18 protein-coding genes and 1 pseudogene are annotated in these 12,840 nt (G+C 67.3%); all 19 read right to left on the reverse strand.

The features are described 5' to 3' along the window. Window positions 1-6: 6 nt before the first annotated feature. Window positions 7-276, reverse strand: coding sequence for a type III secretion system export apparatus subunit SctS (gene sctS, locus IDM45_RS08055; RefSeq protein WP_209424056.1), 270 nt, complete (start codon window positions 274-276; stop codon window positions 7-9). 17 nt (window positions 277-293) lie between these two features. Further along, a complete protein-coding gene (gene sctR, locus IDM45_RS08060; RefSeq protein WP_209422372.1) occupies window positions 294-941 on the reverse strand; it encodes a type III secretion system export apparatus subunit SctR in 648 nt (215 codons plus the stop codon). Window positions 942-1,041: 100 nt separating this feature from the next. Continuing rightward, a pseudogene (locus IDM45_RS18250) lies at window positions 1,042-1,155 on the reverse strand (FliM/FliN family flagellar motor switch protein); the annotation flags it as partial. After that, window positions 1,119-2,132, reverse strand: a complete 1,014-nt coding sequence (locus IDM45_RS08065; RefSeq protein WP_233457483.1) for a hypothetical protein — start codon at window positions 2,130-2,132, stop codon at window positions 1,119-1,121. The gene IDM45_RS08065 and the pseudogene IDM45_RS18250, both read right to left, overlap by 37 nt. Before the next feature lie 27 nt (window positions 2,133-2,159). Continuing rightward, on the reverse strand, window positions 2,160-2,795 hold the full coding sequence (locus IDM45_RS08070) for a hypothetical protein (RefSeq protein WP_209422373.1): 636 nt from the start codon (window positions 2,793-2,795) through the stop codon (window positions 2,160-2,162). Between the two features lie 121 nt (window positions 2,796-2,916). After that, window positions 2,917-3,423, reverse strand: a complete 507-nt coding sequence (gene sctO / locus IDM45_RS08075) for a type III secretion system stalk subunit SctO (RefSeq protein ID WP_209422374.1) — start codon at window positions 3,421-3,423, stop codon at window positions 2,917-2,919. Further along, entirely contained in the window at window positions 3,420-4,799 is a 1,380-nt protein-coding gene (sctN, locus tag IDM45_RS08080) for a type III secretion system ATPase SctN (protein ID WP_209422375.1), read from the reverse strand. The genes sctO and sctN overlap by 4 nt, the downstream gene beginning before the upstream one ends. Beyond that, window positions 4,796-5,359, reverse strand: a complete 564-nt coding sequence (locus tag IDM45_RS08085) for an HrpE/YscL family type III secretion apparatus protein (protein ID WP_325168957.1) — start codon at window positions 5,357-5,359, stop codon at window positions 4,796-4,798. The genes sctN and IDM45_RS08085 overlap by 4 nt, the downstream gene beginning before the upstream one ends. 46 nt (window positions 5,360-5,405) lie before the next feature. Further along, a complete protein-coding gene (locus tag IDM45_RS08090) occupies window positions 5,406-6,152 on the reverse strand; it encodes a SctK family type III secretion system sorting platform protein (protein ID WP_209422376.1) in 747 nt (248 codons plus the stop codon). A 65-nt stretch (window positions 6,153-6,217) separates the two neighbouring features. Further along, a complete protein-coding gene (gene sctJ / locus IDM45_RS08095; protein ID WP_209422377.1) occupies window positions 6,218-7,072 on the reverse strand; it encodes a type III secretion system inner membrane ring lipoprotein SctJ in 855 nt (284 codons plus the stop codon). Beyond that, window positions 7,069-7,503, reverse strand: a complete 435-nt coding sequence (gene sctI, locus IDM45_RS08100; RefSeq protein WP_209422378.1) for a type III secretion system inner rod subunit SctI — start codon at window positions 7,501-7,503, stop codon at window positions 7,069-7,071. The genes sctJ and sctI overlap by 4 nt, the downstream gene beginning before the upstream one ends. A gap of 27 nt (window positions 7,504-7,530) precedes the next feature. Then, window positions 7,531-7,902: a hypothetical protein gene (locus IDM45_RS08105; RefSeq protein ID WP_209422379.1), complete on the reverse strand. Its 372-nt coding sequence runs from the start codon at window positions 7,900-7,902 to the stop codon at window positions 7,531-7,533. Window positions 7,903-7,915: 13 nt separating this feature from the next. After that, complete coding sequence (locus IDM45_RS08110) at window positions 7,916-8,464, reverse strand: tetratricopeptide repeat protein (protein WP_209422380.1); 549 nt, start codon at window positions 8,462-8,464, stop codon at window positions 7,916-7,918. A 26-nt stretch (window positions 8,465-8,490) separates the two neighbouring features. Then, window positions 8,491-9,438, reverse strand: coding sequence for a type III secretion system translocon subunit SctB (gene sctB / locus IDM45_RS08115; protein ID WP_209422381.1), 948 nt, complete (start codon window positions 9,436-9,438; stop codon window positions 8,491-8,493). A gap of 33 nt (window positions 9,439-9,471) precedes the next feature. Next, window positions 9,472-10,614: a type III secretion system translocon subunit SctE gene (sctE, locus tag IDM45_RS08120; protein WP_209422382.1), complete on the reverse strand. Its 1,143-nt coding sequence runs from the start codon at window positions 10,612-10,614 to the stop codon at window positions 9,472-9,474. Window positions 10,615-10,634: 20 nt separating this feature from the next. Continuing rightward, complete coding sequence (locus tag IDM45_RS08125) at window positions 10,635-11,132, reverse strand: SycD/LcrH family type III secretion system chaperone (protein WP_209422383.1); 498 nt, start codon at window positions 11,130-11,132, stop codon at window positions 10,635-10,637. 36 nt (window positions 11,133-11,168) lie between these two features. Further along, window positions 11,169-11,843 (reverse strand): hypothetical protein, encoded by a 675-nt coding sequence (locus tag IDM45_RS08130; RefSeq protein ID WP_209422384.1) that lies wholly within the window; start codon window positions 11,841-11,843, stop codon window positions 11,169-11,171. A 21-nt stretch (window positions 11,844-11,864) separates the two neighbouring features. Further along, entirely contained in the window at window positions 11,865-12,380 is a 516-nt protein-coding gene (locus tag IDM45_RS08135; RefSeq protein WP_209422385.1) for a hypothetical protein, read from the reverse strand. Between the two features lie 46 nt (window positions 12,381-12,426). Next, the gene (btc22, locus tag IDM45_RS08140; RefSeq protein ID WP_209422386.1) at window positions 12,427-12,723 is read right to left on the reverse strand and encodes a Btc22 family type III secretion system chaperone; all 297 of its coding nucleotides are present in this window, start codon (window positions 12,721-12,723) and stop codon (window positions 12,427-12,429) included. Between the last annotated feature and the right edge of the window lie 117 nt (window positions 12,724-12,840).

Consider the following 12,840-nt stretch of genomic DNA (forward strand, 5'->3'; position numbering starts at 1 on the left):
TGGCGCCTACTTGCCCAGCAGCGGCATGACATCGAAGATCTGCAGCGTGAAGTTGTACATCTCGCCACCCACCCAGCGCGCCGTCAGCAGCAGCGTGAGCGCCACCGACACCAGCTTGACGCCGAACGACAGGGTCTGCTCCTGGATCTGCGTCAGCGCCTGGAACAGCGAAAACAGCGTGCCCACAATGGAGCCGACGATGATGGGCGGCAGCGACAGCCACAGCACCAGGTACAGCGCCTGGGTGAAATAGGCAACGACATCGACGGTCTGCATGATGTTCTTTCGATGGCTCAGACGTAGGTCAGCACCAGGCCCTGGATCAGCCGCGACCAGCCATCGACCATGACGAACAGGAACAGCTTGAGCGGCAGCGAGATGGTCACCGGCGAGACCATCATCATGCCCATGGCCAGCAGGATGTTGGAGACGATCAGGTCGATCACGACAAAGGGCAGGTACAGCAAGAAGCCGATCTGGAAGGCCGCCGTCAGCTCGGACACGACGAAGGCCGGCAGCAGCACGGCAAAGTCGCGCGCGCTCACGCCCTCGCCCAGGCCCGGCCCCCACATGCGCTGCGCGGTGCGCACGAAAAAATCGCGCTGCTCGGGCTGGCTGTTCCTGAGCATGAACTCGCGCAGCGGCTCGGCACCGTCGCGCACGCTGGTGATGAAGGCGCTCAGATTCTGCAGGCTGCCGGCCTCGCCGGTGATGCGCTCGACCATGTGTACGCCCACCGGCGCCATGACGTAGGCCGCCAGGATCAGCGCCATGCCGTACAGCGCCAGGTTGGGCGGCATCTGCTGCACGCCCAGGGCATTGCGCAAGAGCGACATGACCACCACGATCTTCAGAAACGCCGTGCTGACTACGACCAGCGTCGGCATCAAGGCCATCAGCGCCAGCAATACCGCCAACGTGATCGGGTCGAAGCTCATCATGATTGCGCTGCGCCGCCGCCCACCAGGGAGCGCACGGCCACCCCAGCTGGCCGTCGATCTCCACCAGGTCGCCCTCGCCCAGCAGCACGCCGTTGGCGCGGATGTGGACGCCGGCAGACAGCGGGTGACCCAGCTGCAGCACCTGGCCGGGCTGCAGCGCCTGCAGTTGCGCCAGCGTCAGGCTGAGTTCGCCCACGTCGAAGGACAAGCGCACGGGCAGCTCCTGCAAGGGGCGGCGGCCTGATCGGCGCTGCCGGGGTGGGAGGGATTGCCGGACGGGTTGCCGGGAGGATTCGGGGCGGACATGGTGGCGCTCCAGGGATGCACGACGGTCAGAAACGGGGTGGCGGGCTGCGCCGGCTCGGGCAGTTGCACATGCACGCCGGCGCGGCCATCGGCACTGAGCCACAGGCTGCGCTGCGCGCCGATGAAGCTGGCCTGCAGCAGCACCACATCGCCCAAGTCCAGGCTGTGCAGCTCCTGCAGGGTGAGGCGGCTCTCGCCCAGCTCGGCGCGCAGCAGCAGCGGCATATCGCCCGCCGCCGGGCCGGGCCGGGGCGGGCGGCGCGCCAGCAGGCCGGCCAGCAGCATCAGGCCCAGGCTGTCGGCGTGCAGGCGGGCGGCGATGGCCGGCGCTGCGTCCTCGGCGCGCAGCAGCAGTTCGAAGGCATGGCGCGGTAGCGCGTCGCCGGCAGTGCCCGCAGCTTCGGTTGGCGCCGCCCCTGCCAGGGAACCAAGGCTGCAGCGCACGAGCTGCGGCTCGCCTTGCCCCAGGGCCTGCAGGGCTGCCGATACCTGCGCCAGGGCAGCCTCCAGCACTGGCAGCACCAGCGGCGCCGGCAGCTCGGGCAGGCTGGCGCCCTGCAACTCGGCAGCCAGCCACTGCTGCACGGCGCTGACAGGCAGGCACAGGGCGAAGGCGGCGCCGGCCCACTCGAAGTCCAGCCGTGCATCGGCCCGCGCCGAGCCAGCAGTGGAAGATGCCGAAGCGTCGGCATCGACAGCCTCGGCGCCGCGCACGGCCTGCGCAGGCAAGACCAGCGGCGTCAGGCTTGCCAGCCAGACGCCACTGGCCAGGCGCAGCGGCAGGGCGTGGGCGCGCTGGGCAATGGTCGTGCGTGCCTGGGCCTCGGTGCGCGACAGGCGCAGCAGCGGCGGGCGGGGAGTGGTCAGGGAGGCGGAGTCCGGCATGAAAAAGGTTCAGGGAAAGTGGGTGGATCAGGGCGAGGCGCTGGCCTGCACCAGACAGCGGTCTTCCGGATCGTCGGTCTGCACGCTGACGCACACCGGCTGGCGCAGGCTCTGGCATAGGCCATCGGCCAGCCATTGGGCGTTGCGCGCCAGCCGCTCGCGCGGCTCCTCCTGGCTGCAGGTGAAGCTGGCCTGCACACCGCCCTGCTCGTGGCTGATGTCCAGCACCACGCCGGCGAACTGCTCGCCCTCCAGATGGATCTGCACGGCGCGCCGGCCCCCGCTGCCGTCGTCCACCAGCAAGCGGCGCGCCATGTGCTGGAGCTGCTCGTTGAGCTGCCGGGCAGCAGGCTCGGGTTCGCAAGCGGCCTGCGAGGGAGCCTGCGGCATGGGGGACGCTCCGGCTGGCCCGGCCGGCGCGCCAAACAGCGCAAAAGGCCCGCCGGGGGTAGCGCTGGCGCCAGCTGCCGCGCCGGGCAAGGCCGCATCCGCGCCGCGCCGGCCCGTCTCCAGTAGCTCGCGCAGCTGCTGCGCCTGCTGCTCCAGACCGTCGCGGCCCTGGGGCGTATCGCCCGGCGAGCGGCCCAGGCCGGCCTGCTGCTGGTCAAAGCCAGCCGTGCCCGGCATGTCCAGATCCAGATGGATGGGGCGATTGCTCACCACGGCAGCACCTCCAGAAGCTGATTTTTTATATGAAAACAGGCTGAAACCCTTGCTGGACAAGCGCTGCCAGCTATGAATTTTGTAGTCTTAACCAGGATAGGAACAAGCCCGTGCGCCGCGTTCATGCCACCTCCTCCTGGTCATGGCCCTGCCAGTCCTCGCGGTCGCGCGCCACGCTGGCGGCTTCCTCCATCTCCAGGTCTTCGCGGCGCTCGGCCTCGCGCAACTCGGTGGCGGCGTAGTCGCGCGCCAGATCGACGAACTTGGATTTTTGCCGCGCCGCTTCACGATGCGTGGCACGGGCCGCGTCCAGTTGCGCCTCGTGCTCGCGCTGGGCGCGCTCGGCGGCCTCCACGGCTTCATGCTGCGCCGCCTCGCGCTGGCGCAGGCCGGCCACGGTCAACTGCACGTCCTCGATCTCGCGCAGCCGCACCAGGCGCGCGCACAGTTCGCGGTAGAGCTGCAATTCCATTTCATGACCCTCGCGCAGCAGGCGTTCGAGCAACTCCTGGGCGGCGGCGCGTGCCGCCTCGGCCTCGGCCAGCGCCTGGCGCTGGCGGCGCAGGGCGGACTCGGCCTGGTTCTCGCGGAAGGTCTTGATGGCCAGCAGCTCGCGAAAGACGCTCACCTTCGCCCTCCGCTGCCGATCAGGGCCGACAGTTGCGCCAGCGTCTGCTCCAGGCTGGAGCGCTCGTCGGTGCGCTGGCGCAAAAAGGTGCGGATGGCCTCGATCTTGTCGATGGCCTCGTCGGTGGTGGCGTCGCCGCCGCGCTTGTACTCGCCGATCTTGACCAGCAGCTCGACTTCCTCGTATTTCGCCATCAGCTCGCGCAGCCGCCCGGCCAGGCGCTTGTGCTCGGGCGTGACCACGGCGTTCATGACGCGCGAGGCCGAGGCCAGCACGTCGATGGCCGGATAGTGGTTGGCCGCGCCCAGCTTGCGCGACAGCACGATGTGGCCGTCCAGGATGGAGCGCGTCTCGTCGGCGATCGGCTCAGTCATGTCGTCGCCCTCGACCAGCACGGTGTAGAGCGCGGTGATGGAGCCGCGCTCGTTCATGCCGGTGCGCTCCATGAGCTTGGGCAGCGTGGCAAAGACGCTGGGCGGATAGCCCCGGCGCGTCGGCGGCTCGCCGGCGGCCAGGCCGATCTCGCGCTGCGCGCGGGCAAAGCGCGTGACCGAGTCCATCAGGAACAGCACCTTCTTGCCCTGGTCGCGAAAGTATTCGGCAATCGCCGTGGCGACGTAGGCCGCCTTGGCGCGCTCCATGCTGGACTTGTCGCTGGTGGCGCAGACGATGACGCTTTTCCTGCGGCCCTCCTCGCCCAGCTCGTGCTCCAGGAACTCGCGCACCTCGCGCCCGCGCTCGCCGATCAGCGCCACCACCGTGACATCCACCGCCGCACCCTTGACCAGCATGGCCATCAGGGTCGATTTGCCACCGCCGGCGGCGGCGAAGATGCCCATGCGCTGGCCCTCGCCGCAGGTCAGCACGCTGTCCAGGGCGCGCACGCCCAGCTCCAGCGGCTCGCGGATGATGCGCCGCTTGAGCGGGTCGGGCGCCTCGGCAAAGACCGGGTAGAACTTGCTGGCCTCCAGCGGGCCGCGCTCGGCCTCGTCGAGCGGTCGGCCCAGGCCATCGAGTACCCGGCCCAACAGGCCCGGGCCGACCGGCACCAGGTGGGCGCGGCCCGTGGGGATGACTTCGGTGGCCGAGGAAATGCCGTACATGTCGCCAATGGGCGTGAGCAGCGCCGCATCGCGGGCAAAGCCCACCACCTCGGCCTTCATCTCGAAGTCCTCGCCGGGGTTCCTCAGCAGGCAGACCTCGCCGACTTTCACGGTCGGCACCACGGCGCGGATGATGGTGCCCACGACCTGGGTCACGCGGCCCTTGATCTGCAGCACCGGCGCGTCGGTCAGCGCCAGCTCCAGCATCTCGGTGATGTAGTCGAACTGGCGCGTGGGACGGCTAGCCGGCGCCGGGCGGGTGCCTGGGTTCATATCCGGCTGCCCAGCACCTTGCGGAAAGCCCCTTCGAGCGCGGCGATCTGGCCGTCGATGCTGGCCTCGACCAGGCCGATCTCGCTCTCCAGGATGCAGGCGTCGCCCTTGAGGCGGGCGTCGGCCACCATGTCCAGGTAGCCCACGCCGGGATAGGCGGCCAGCAGCTCGTTGACGCGCTCGCGCACGCCGTCCACGCGCTCGGGCGGCAGGCGCAGCGTCATCTGCTTTTGGTTGCGCACCACGGCCAGCGCGCCGCGCACCACCAGCAGCACGCGCTCGTCGTCGTCGTAGCCCTCGATGATCTTGCGCAGCGCGCCCATGACCAGGGCCACCACGTCGCTCTCCACGGCGGCGAAGTAGTCCACCGTGCGGCCCACGGTCTCCATCATCTTTTCCGCCTGCTCCATCTGCGCCTCGGCGCGGCCCTCGGCGTAGCCGCGCTGGCGTTCGCGCTCCAGCTCGGCCTGGGCGCTGGCCACGATGGCATCGGCCTGGGCCTGCGCTGCTGCCAGCAGGCCCTGGGCGTCAGCCCAGGCGGCTACGTCGGCGGCGCGCACGATGCGCGTGCCCGGAGCGATGCGCGCCTGCAGCGTGCGCCCGGGGTCAGGGGGTCGCGGGGAATGAGGAAAGCCATATCGGCTCCAGTCGGGTCAGCAGTTGCAGGCACAGCGCGCGCGCGCCTGCGGGCGGCAGGCCGCTGGCGGCACGCACGGCAGGGTCGTCGGCACTGGGGGGCAGCTTGCCATCGGCGCGCTGGCGCAGGCCGGCTGGCGCGTCCTGCCAGGCCTGCGCCAGCAGCCCGGCGCCCAGCCGGTCGGCGGCGTGCAGCCAGCCGGCGGCCTCGGCAGCATCCAGCCCCTGCGGCGCTTCAGGCAGCCAGACCTGAAAGCCGTCCAGGCCAGGATGCAGCGCCATGCCCTCGCGGCAGATCCAGTGCAGGGTCTCGGCGCCCAAGGCGGCGCGCAGCGCCAGCACCGGCGCGCGCAGCACCACGCGGCGCAGGCCAGGGCCGAGCAGCAGCGCCCCGCCCAGGCGGGCGCAGCGCTGCAGCAGCTCGGGCGGTGCCAGCGCCAGCGGCAGTGCCGGATGCGACAGGTCGGCCAGCCCGGCAGGCTCGGCGCTGAAGCCGGCCAGCAGTTGCTGCGACCAGCGCCGGTGCAGCGCCCGCGCCAGTGCTGGCTGCTGCGCCAGCGCACCCAGCGCCTGCTGCTCGTCCTGCCAGGGCGCACGCGCCGGGTGCCAGTGCCAGCTGGGCAGCAGTGCGAAGGCGTGCAGCCGCGCCAGCAACCCGGCCTGGTCGGCAGGCAGGGCGGCGAGGAAGGCGGGCAGCGCAGGCAGGACGGTGGACATGAAAAGAAAGACGGCGAGGCAGTGAGCGGCAGGGGAGCGGCAGCAGTCAGTGCGGCATCAGGGCATCACGCCGGGCGAGCGTTGCTGGCATTGCTGGCGGCGCCTGGCTTGCCGGCCTCGGACGGCCGCCCGCGCGCCGGCAGCACAAAGCGCCAGACCAGCCAGCCCACAGCGCCCAGCGCCAACAGCAGCAGGGCCAGCAGCCCCCACAGCACAGCGCTCAGGGCGCCGGCGCTGGCCGGGCCGACCTCCAGCCCCCAGACCTGGGCCAGTGCTGGCCCCTCGCGCGCGGCATCGGCGCGCGGCTGGGCGGCAACGAAGACCACCGAGACCCGGTCGGCGCTCAGGCCGGGAATGCTGTTGGTGACCAGCCGGCGGATCTGCGGCTGGATGATGTCCAGGTTGTAGCCGTCCTGGTGCTTGATGAAGACCGCCGCCGTGGACAGCACGCCCGGCTCGCCGGCGGCTCCGCGCTCGGGCAGCACCACGTGTACCCGGGCCGCCAGCACGCCGTCGATGCGCGACAGCGTGCCCGACAGCTCCTGCGACAGGGCGTAGATGTAGCGCGCGCGCTCCTCCAGCGGCGAGGAGATCAGGCCTTCCTTCTTGAAGACCTGGCCCATGCCGGCAAAGCGCTCGCGCGGCAGGCCGTTGTCGCGCAGCACCTGCAGCGCCTGCGCCACCTGCTGGGACGGCACCTGCACCCCCACCAAGCCTTCCTTGCCGGCGCTCTTGTGCGCTTCGATGTCGGCGCGCAGGAGTGCCGCCAGCACCTCGTTGGCCTCGTCCTCGGGCACGGCGCCCAGCAGATCGACGCGCCCGCCGCAGGCCGTCAGCACGCTCACGGCCAGCAGGCACAGCGCCAGCCAGCGCCAGACACGCAGCGCCGGGCTGCCGGGTTCGGGTTTGCAGGAGTTCATTGCAAGCGCACGAGATGGTCGATGTTCTGCCCGGAGCGGCTCACCACCTTGCCCACCAGGTCGTATTGCATGGTCACCTGCACCAGATTCATCTGCAGGCGCAGCATGTCCTGCAGGTTGACCTGGTGCTCGCCGCGCTGCAGCACCTCGGCCACGGCCTTCCAGGAGGCCTGCATATCGCCCGAGATGCCGCCCATGCCCGACAGGATGCGCTCGCCGATGGAGCTGGCGGCAGCCGCAGAGGCAGGGGCGATGGCCGGCGCCAGTGCAGCCGGCGCTGGCGCCACGGGCGCGGCCACAGGCTGCGCCATGATGGCGGCAAAGCGCTGCGCCGCCAGGCTGTCGGCCACTGGCGCCGCTACTTTATCGATAGCTGGAGACGCTTGCCCAGCCTGGGCCAGAGCCATAACGGGGCCTGAAATGACGTCCATGGCCAGATTCCTTCGTGTTCGGTGCGTTCAGGTGGAGGGGGCTGCCGGCTCGCCCAACATGCGGCGCGCCAGGCGCAGGCCGTCATTGTCTGCCCCGGCGGCTGCAGCGCGCAGCAGATTCTGCAGCACGCGCCGGCTTTCGCTGTGCCGGCCATCGAGCTGCAGCGCCAGGCCCAGGAAGGCGCGCACGGTGTCGGCATCCTCGCCGTCGGCCACATCAGGCAGGGCGCGCTCCAGCGCCTGAGCGGCCTCGGCAGCGCGCCCGGCGTTCAGGCGGGCGCAGGCCAGGCCGACATGGGCAAAGGCGCGCGCCGGGCGCACGCGCTGCAGCGCGCCGAAGATGGCTTCGGCGCGCTGCACATCGGCCCGGCTGGCGGCAATGAAGCCGACCTGGGTCAACAGCTGGATGTCGTCAGGCGTGAGCAGATGCACTCTCCGGCGTGGCCGGCTGCAGCAACTCGTGCAGCGCCTGCGCCCGTGCCTCGGACTTGCCCGGCACGGCGTTCTCCCGGCAGAACTGCAAGATCAGATCGACCGTGGCGCGCGCCTCGTCCAGCTCGCGCTTGAGCAGCAGGCATTCGACGATGGCGATGCTGTGATCGACCTGATCGGGGTCTATGGTCGCCAGGAAGGAATACACATTCAGCGCCTCGTCGTAGCGCTCCAGCATCCGATAGCACAGCGCCAGGCCCTTGAGGTAGGACACATTGGTCGGCTGGTACAGGGTCAGCAGCGAGAAATAGCCGTAGGCCGTCTCGTAGCGGCCCTGCACCACGAGCTGGTGCGCCAGGGCGTAGATGACATCGGTGTCGGCCTGCGACAGGCGGTGGCTCGATGGCAGGGCTTCCAGGCCCTGCTTGAGGTCGAGGATGGATTGCACGGCAGCCGCGCCCTGCGGGGCCTGGGAGTCGGCGGCGGCAGTGGCGGCGGTGTCGTGGACAGTCACGGTTTCGGTGGTCATGAAAAACTCCTGGTACTGGCCAGCGCTCAGATGTTGCGCGCGATGCCGCGCGTGGTCTCGACCTGGGACTGCTGGATGCTGGACAGCTTGTCGCGCACGTCGCGGATCACGTCCATCATCTGCTGCATCATGTCGTTGGCGTGCTGCACCGCCGTCTCGTGCATCTTGCTCTGGGCATCCAGGCGCGTCTTTTCGGCATCCAGCACATCGGCCTTGTGGGTGAAGCCGGCAGCGACGAGGCCACCGATGCCGCCGGTGATGCCGCTGCCCGACTGGGCGTAGCCCTGCCACAGCCCGCCCCGGGCGCCGGCCACCTGTCCGTCGCGAATCATCTGGTTGGCGCTTTGCGTCAGGCTGGCGCCCATCTTGGACGGCAGGACATCGGTATTGCCCTCGAAGGCCTTGATAGTGGACAGCGCGTTCTTGCCCTGCATCTCCAGCTGTGCCCCCTTGATGGTCTTGGCCGCAGCGACGGTCGACATGCCGGCCTGCACCAGGCCGCTGGCGATCTGCGTCACACCTTGCACGATGGCGGCGACATAGCGCTGGCCTGCAGCCTCCTTCATCTTGTCGGCAGCGCTCAGCAGCGATGTAATCTGTCCCTGGAATTCCGCCGTGCGCTGTTCGCGCGCGGTGTTGCGCATCTCCTGCGCCATCTTCTGGAACAGGGCCATGAAGGTGTAGATGTCCGCCGAAACCTGCGAGTCGCTGAGGCTGTCCAGCACCATGGCTTCCTTGTCCAGGCGCTGCGGCATGTTGGGCTTGTCCAGGGAATCCGACGGATTGCTGCCACGGATCAAGGTGAGCTGGATGGCAGTGTCATCGTTCCTGCTGGCCAATACTGGGCGGTTGGGCCGCAGCCGGGCCAGGGAATTGCTGCCTTCGGTGCTCAGCGCCTCGTCGCCCACCTGGTCGCCACTGCCATAGGAGCCTGGAATGAAGGGGCTGCCGCCCGGGCCGATGGGTGTGCTCATGATGTTCTCCTGCTTCTCGTGCATCTCTGGGTTTTAAATGATCTGGCCGCGCCCGGTCAGGTTGGCATTGATCTGCGCGCGGCTCTGGCCGGCTGAATTGATCATCTGGCTGACGATGTTCATGCCTTCCATCATCTCGTCGAGGACTTTCTTCATCTCCTCGCGGTTTTCTTCCATCTGCTGCTGCAGCATGGCGATCAGGGCGTCGATCTTCTTCTTGTCGGCCTGGGCCAGCGAGGCATCGCGGACATCGGCGGCAGCCGCGATGTTGACGCCGCCCTGCGCCGCCGTGGTCAGCCCGGTGGCCACGCCGACGATGGCCTGGCCGGCCCGACCGATGTCCAGCGCCAGCTTGGCGATCTTGCCCAGCTCGCCCACCGCCGACGTGCCGCCCGACAGCACCACCGAGGCCGCCGTGATGGCGATGGTGGTCACGACGGCAAAGGTGGCCGAGACGATGGCCGCCTGCTGCTCATCAGCGCCAAAGGCCTCGGCCAGCTTGCCCATGCCCTTGCCCACCAGGGTGGCCGGATCCATCCACTCGGCCACGAAATCGAAGTCCGGCCCGCCGCAGGCCTTGGAGATCTCGCTGGCCAGGCTGACCGTGGACGAAGCCAGCGACAGCATGGCCAGGGCCAGCAGCGGCGCCGCTGCCCCACCCGTGGCGTAGGTGGCCACGGCAGCCGCCACCACGGCAAAGACAGAGGCGACCACGGCAAAGATCTTCTTGAACCAGCCCAGGATGCCACCGGCCTTTTGCTTGGCCGCCGCGTCCTCGCAGTTCTTGATCCATTCCTGGATCTTGGCCATGGCCTTTTCGTTCTGGATCTTCTGCTTTTGCGAGTTGGTCTCTATGCCTTCCTTGGCCGTCCTGAGTTGCGCCTCCTGGGTCTTGCCCTGCAGCACCAGCAAGGCGGCGGCCATGTCCTCGGCGGAAAAGCTCAGCGATACGCCATCGATCTGCGGCGCGCCGTTGGCATTGCTGACGTTGTTGCCGCCGCTGCGCGTCTGGCCGGCCTGCAGCGTGCCGGCCAGCTGGGTGATCTCCTGCATGACCTTGGACGGGTCGGACTGGATGTGCTGCTGCAACTGGGCTGCCAGGTCGGCGTTCAGGCTCTCGAAACCCTGCATGGGCAGGGACGGCCCCGAGGAAACCCGGGCGATGCTGTCGTTCATGGTCGTGTCCTCCTGATGTGTCAGTGGCTCGTGGCCGCAGCGTCGCCGCCGAGCAGATCGAGCATGGCCTGGGCGCGCTGGCGCAGCTCGGCGTACTGCTCGGCCTCGCTTTGCTGCAGCACATAGCCCAGCGCCTCGCGTGCCTCTTGCTGCATACCGATGGCCAACATGCACTCGGCGGTGTGAAAGGTGGGCAGCGGGTCGCTCATGTCCATGACCGAGGCCAGCGAGTAGTACTTGATGGCATCCTTGTGGCTGCCCAGCATCTGCAGGCTGGAGGCAAAGGCGTTCATGAAGCGCTTTTCCATGTGGTTGCACATGACCAGATAGCCAAATACCCGCATGGCATCGTGGTAGCGCGCCTGGGCATACAGGCTGTGGCCCAGGGCGTAGAGCACTTCATAGTCGGCATCCTCGTAATCGAAGACCGAACCCAGCGTGCCGCCATTGGCCAGCAGGTCGGCAATTTGGTCACCCAGGTTTTCCGGGCCGGTCTTCTGTGCAATCGGGTTGTTCATGGTTTTTCCTTTTATGAAAAATGCAGTGACGCAGCCTCAACGCATATTTCCGATGATCGAATTGCGGCTGTCCTGCATTTTCTTGATGAAATTGGTCATGATCTCGAAGGCTTCGTTTCGCTTGTTCGACATGCTTTGCAGGCGCAGCATGTCCATTTGCTGGCTATTGGACAGGCTGTCGATATTGCCCTTCAACTTCTGTATGAACCCGTCGAGCTCCCCCTTGTTGAGTCCACTCGACGTCTGGGTGATGGAAGTCACCGCCTTGGCTCCGCTGTAGTCGTTGGAGCGGAAGGCCCAATAGCGCTCCTTGTACAGTTCGGCCTCTTTCTTTCCGGCTTCATCTACCTTGATGACACTGCCGTCCTTGAGCTTGACATCCCATTGCGGCTGGAATTCGGCAGGCAATCCGATGCCCGCCTGGGCTGCCGCCGCGCGGATTTCCGCCTCCGCTGCAGGAGACAGCTTGACCGCATCTCCCGCCTTGGCATCCGAGGGCATACCAGCCGCAGCCTTGTTGAGCTGGCCCAGCAATTCATTCAGCCGGGAAATCTGATTGTTCCTGTTCTGGACACTGGTGATTTGCTCCTTGAGCGAATCCTCCAGCAAGCTGGCCCGCTGGCTTTGCACCGCCAGCAAGGCCGTCTCAATATCCATGCCAGCAAGGCTTTCGAACGTCGCGCCTTGCGCCCCACCAACTTGCAACGACATGACTAACTCCTTGATCAAGAATCAACGCATATTGCTGATGATCGAATTGCGGCTGTCCTGCATCTTCTTGATGAAGTTGGTCATGGTCTCGAAGGCCTCGTTGCGCTTGTTGCTCAGGCTTTGCAGGCGCAGCATGTCCATTTGCTGGGAATTGCTTTGGCTGTCGATCATCGATTTGGTTTGCTGCACAAAACTGTCGAGATTGCCCTTGGTGACCTTGTCGCCGCTGAATCCGCTCGGCAGGGTGATGCCCGCACTGGCGGCGGTAGTCTTGATATCAGCCGGAATCGCGATGGTATCTCCAGCCTTGGCATCACTCTTGAACTTCGCAGCAGCGCTGTTGAGCGCACCCAGCAGCTCATTGAGCTTGGAAATGTTGTCATTCTTGGCTTGCACACTGGAGATTTGCGACTTCAATTGATCTTCCAGCAACTGGGCCCGATTGCTTTGCACCATCATCATCAGCGTTTCCAGATCCATGCTCTGGACATCGATGGAAGACATTCCGGCAATAGCGGTTGGATTGATGGCAGACATGATTTTCTCCGGATAAATTCAATATGAAAGAGGATGCGGCCTGTAATCAGATCATCATGCGTGGGCGGCGGGCGGCGCTGCTGGCGCTGCCGCTGTCGAAGGCCAGGCGCGCCCGGCCTTCGGCCACCTCCTGCTCGATGGCCTGCATGTCTTCCTCGAAAGCCGCCTGCGCCTTGGCATGGGTCTCCGCCGTGCTCTGCGCCTGCACCACGATATGAACCTTATGCGGATCCAGCCCCTGGCTGCGGTAGAAATCATCCGCCTGGTCGAGCTGGCGCTGTACCTGTTCGATCAGGGCCTGGGCACGGGCCACGATGTCGCTGGAAGTGTCTTGGGCTGTCATGAAGGCGCTCCTTGCTGCTGAGGTTTCGACGATTGCGGTCGTTGCCGCGGTATCGGGTATGTAACGCCCCTGCCGGGGCAGTTCCATGCCGGCACGCACATTTGCACACCCCATCCA

It is taken from the genome of Melaminivora jejuensis (assembly GCF_017811175.1).
GTDB lineage: Bacteria > Pseudomonadota > Gammaproteobacteria > Burkholderiales > Burkholderiaceae_C > Melaminivora > Melaminivora jejuensis.

Excerpts from the sequence above, each read along its gene's own strand:
- sctS (WP_209424056.1), bottom strand. The coding sequence starts at position 276 with ATGCAGACCGTCGATGTCGTTGCCTATTTCACCCAGGCGCTGTACCTG.
- sctR (WP_209422372.1), bottom strand. The coding sequence starts at position 941 with ATGATGAGCTTCGACCCGATCACGTTGGCGGTATTGCTGGCGCTGATG.
- IDM45_RS08065 (WP_233457483.1), bottom strand. The coding sequence starts at position 2,132 with ATGCCGGACTCCGCCTCCCTGACCACTCCCCGCCCGCCGCTGCTGCGC.
- sctN (WP_209422375.1), bottom strand. The coding sequence starts at position 4,799 with ATGAACCCAGGCACCCGCCCGGCGCCGGCTAGCCGTCCCACGCGCCAG.
- IDM45_RS08090 (WP_209422376.1), bottom strand. The coding sequence starts at position 6,152 with ATGTCCACCGTCCTGCCTGCGCTGCCCGCCTTCCTCGCCGCCCTGCCT.
- sctJ (WP_209422377.1), bottom strand. The coding sequence starts at position 7,072 with ATGAACTCCTGCAAACCCGAACCCGGCAGCCCGGCGCTGCGTGTCTGG.
- sctI (WP_209422378.1), bottom strand. The coding sequence starts at position 7,503 with ATGGACGTCATTTCAGGCCCCGTTATGGCTCTGGCCCAGGCTGGGCAA.
- IDM45_RS08110 (WP_209422380.1), bottom strand. The coding sequence starts at position 8,464 with ATGACCACCGAAACCGTGACTGTCCACGACACCGCCGCCACTGCCGCC.
- sctB (WP_209422381.1), bottom strand. The coding sequence starts at position 9,438 with ATGAGCACACCCATCGGCCCGGGCGGCAGCCCCTTCATTCCAGGCTCC.
- sctE (WP_209422382.1), bottom strand. The coding sequence starts at position 10,614 with ATGAACGACAGCATCGCCCGGGTTTCCTCGGGGCCGTCCCTGCCCATG.
- IDM45_RS08125 (WP_209422383.1), bottom strand. The coding sequence starts at position 11,132 with ATGAACAACCCGATTGCACAGAAGACCGGCCCGGAAAACCTGGGTGAC.
- IDM45_RS08130 (WP_209422384.1), bottom strand. The coding sequence starts at position 11,843 with ATGTCGTTGCAAGTTGGTGGGGCGCAAGGCGCGACGTTCGAAAGCCTT.
- IDM45_RS08135 (WP_209422385.1), bottom strand. The coding sequence starts at position 12,380 with ATGTCTGCCATCAATCCAACCGCTATTGCCGGAATGTCTTCCATCGAT.
- btc22 (WP_209422386.1), bottom strand. The coding sequence starts at position 12,723 with ATGACAGCCCAAGACACTTCCAGCGACATCGTGGCCCGTGCCCAGGCC.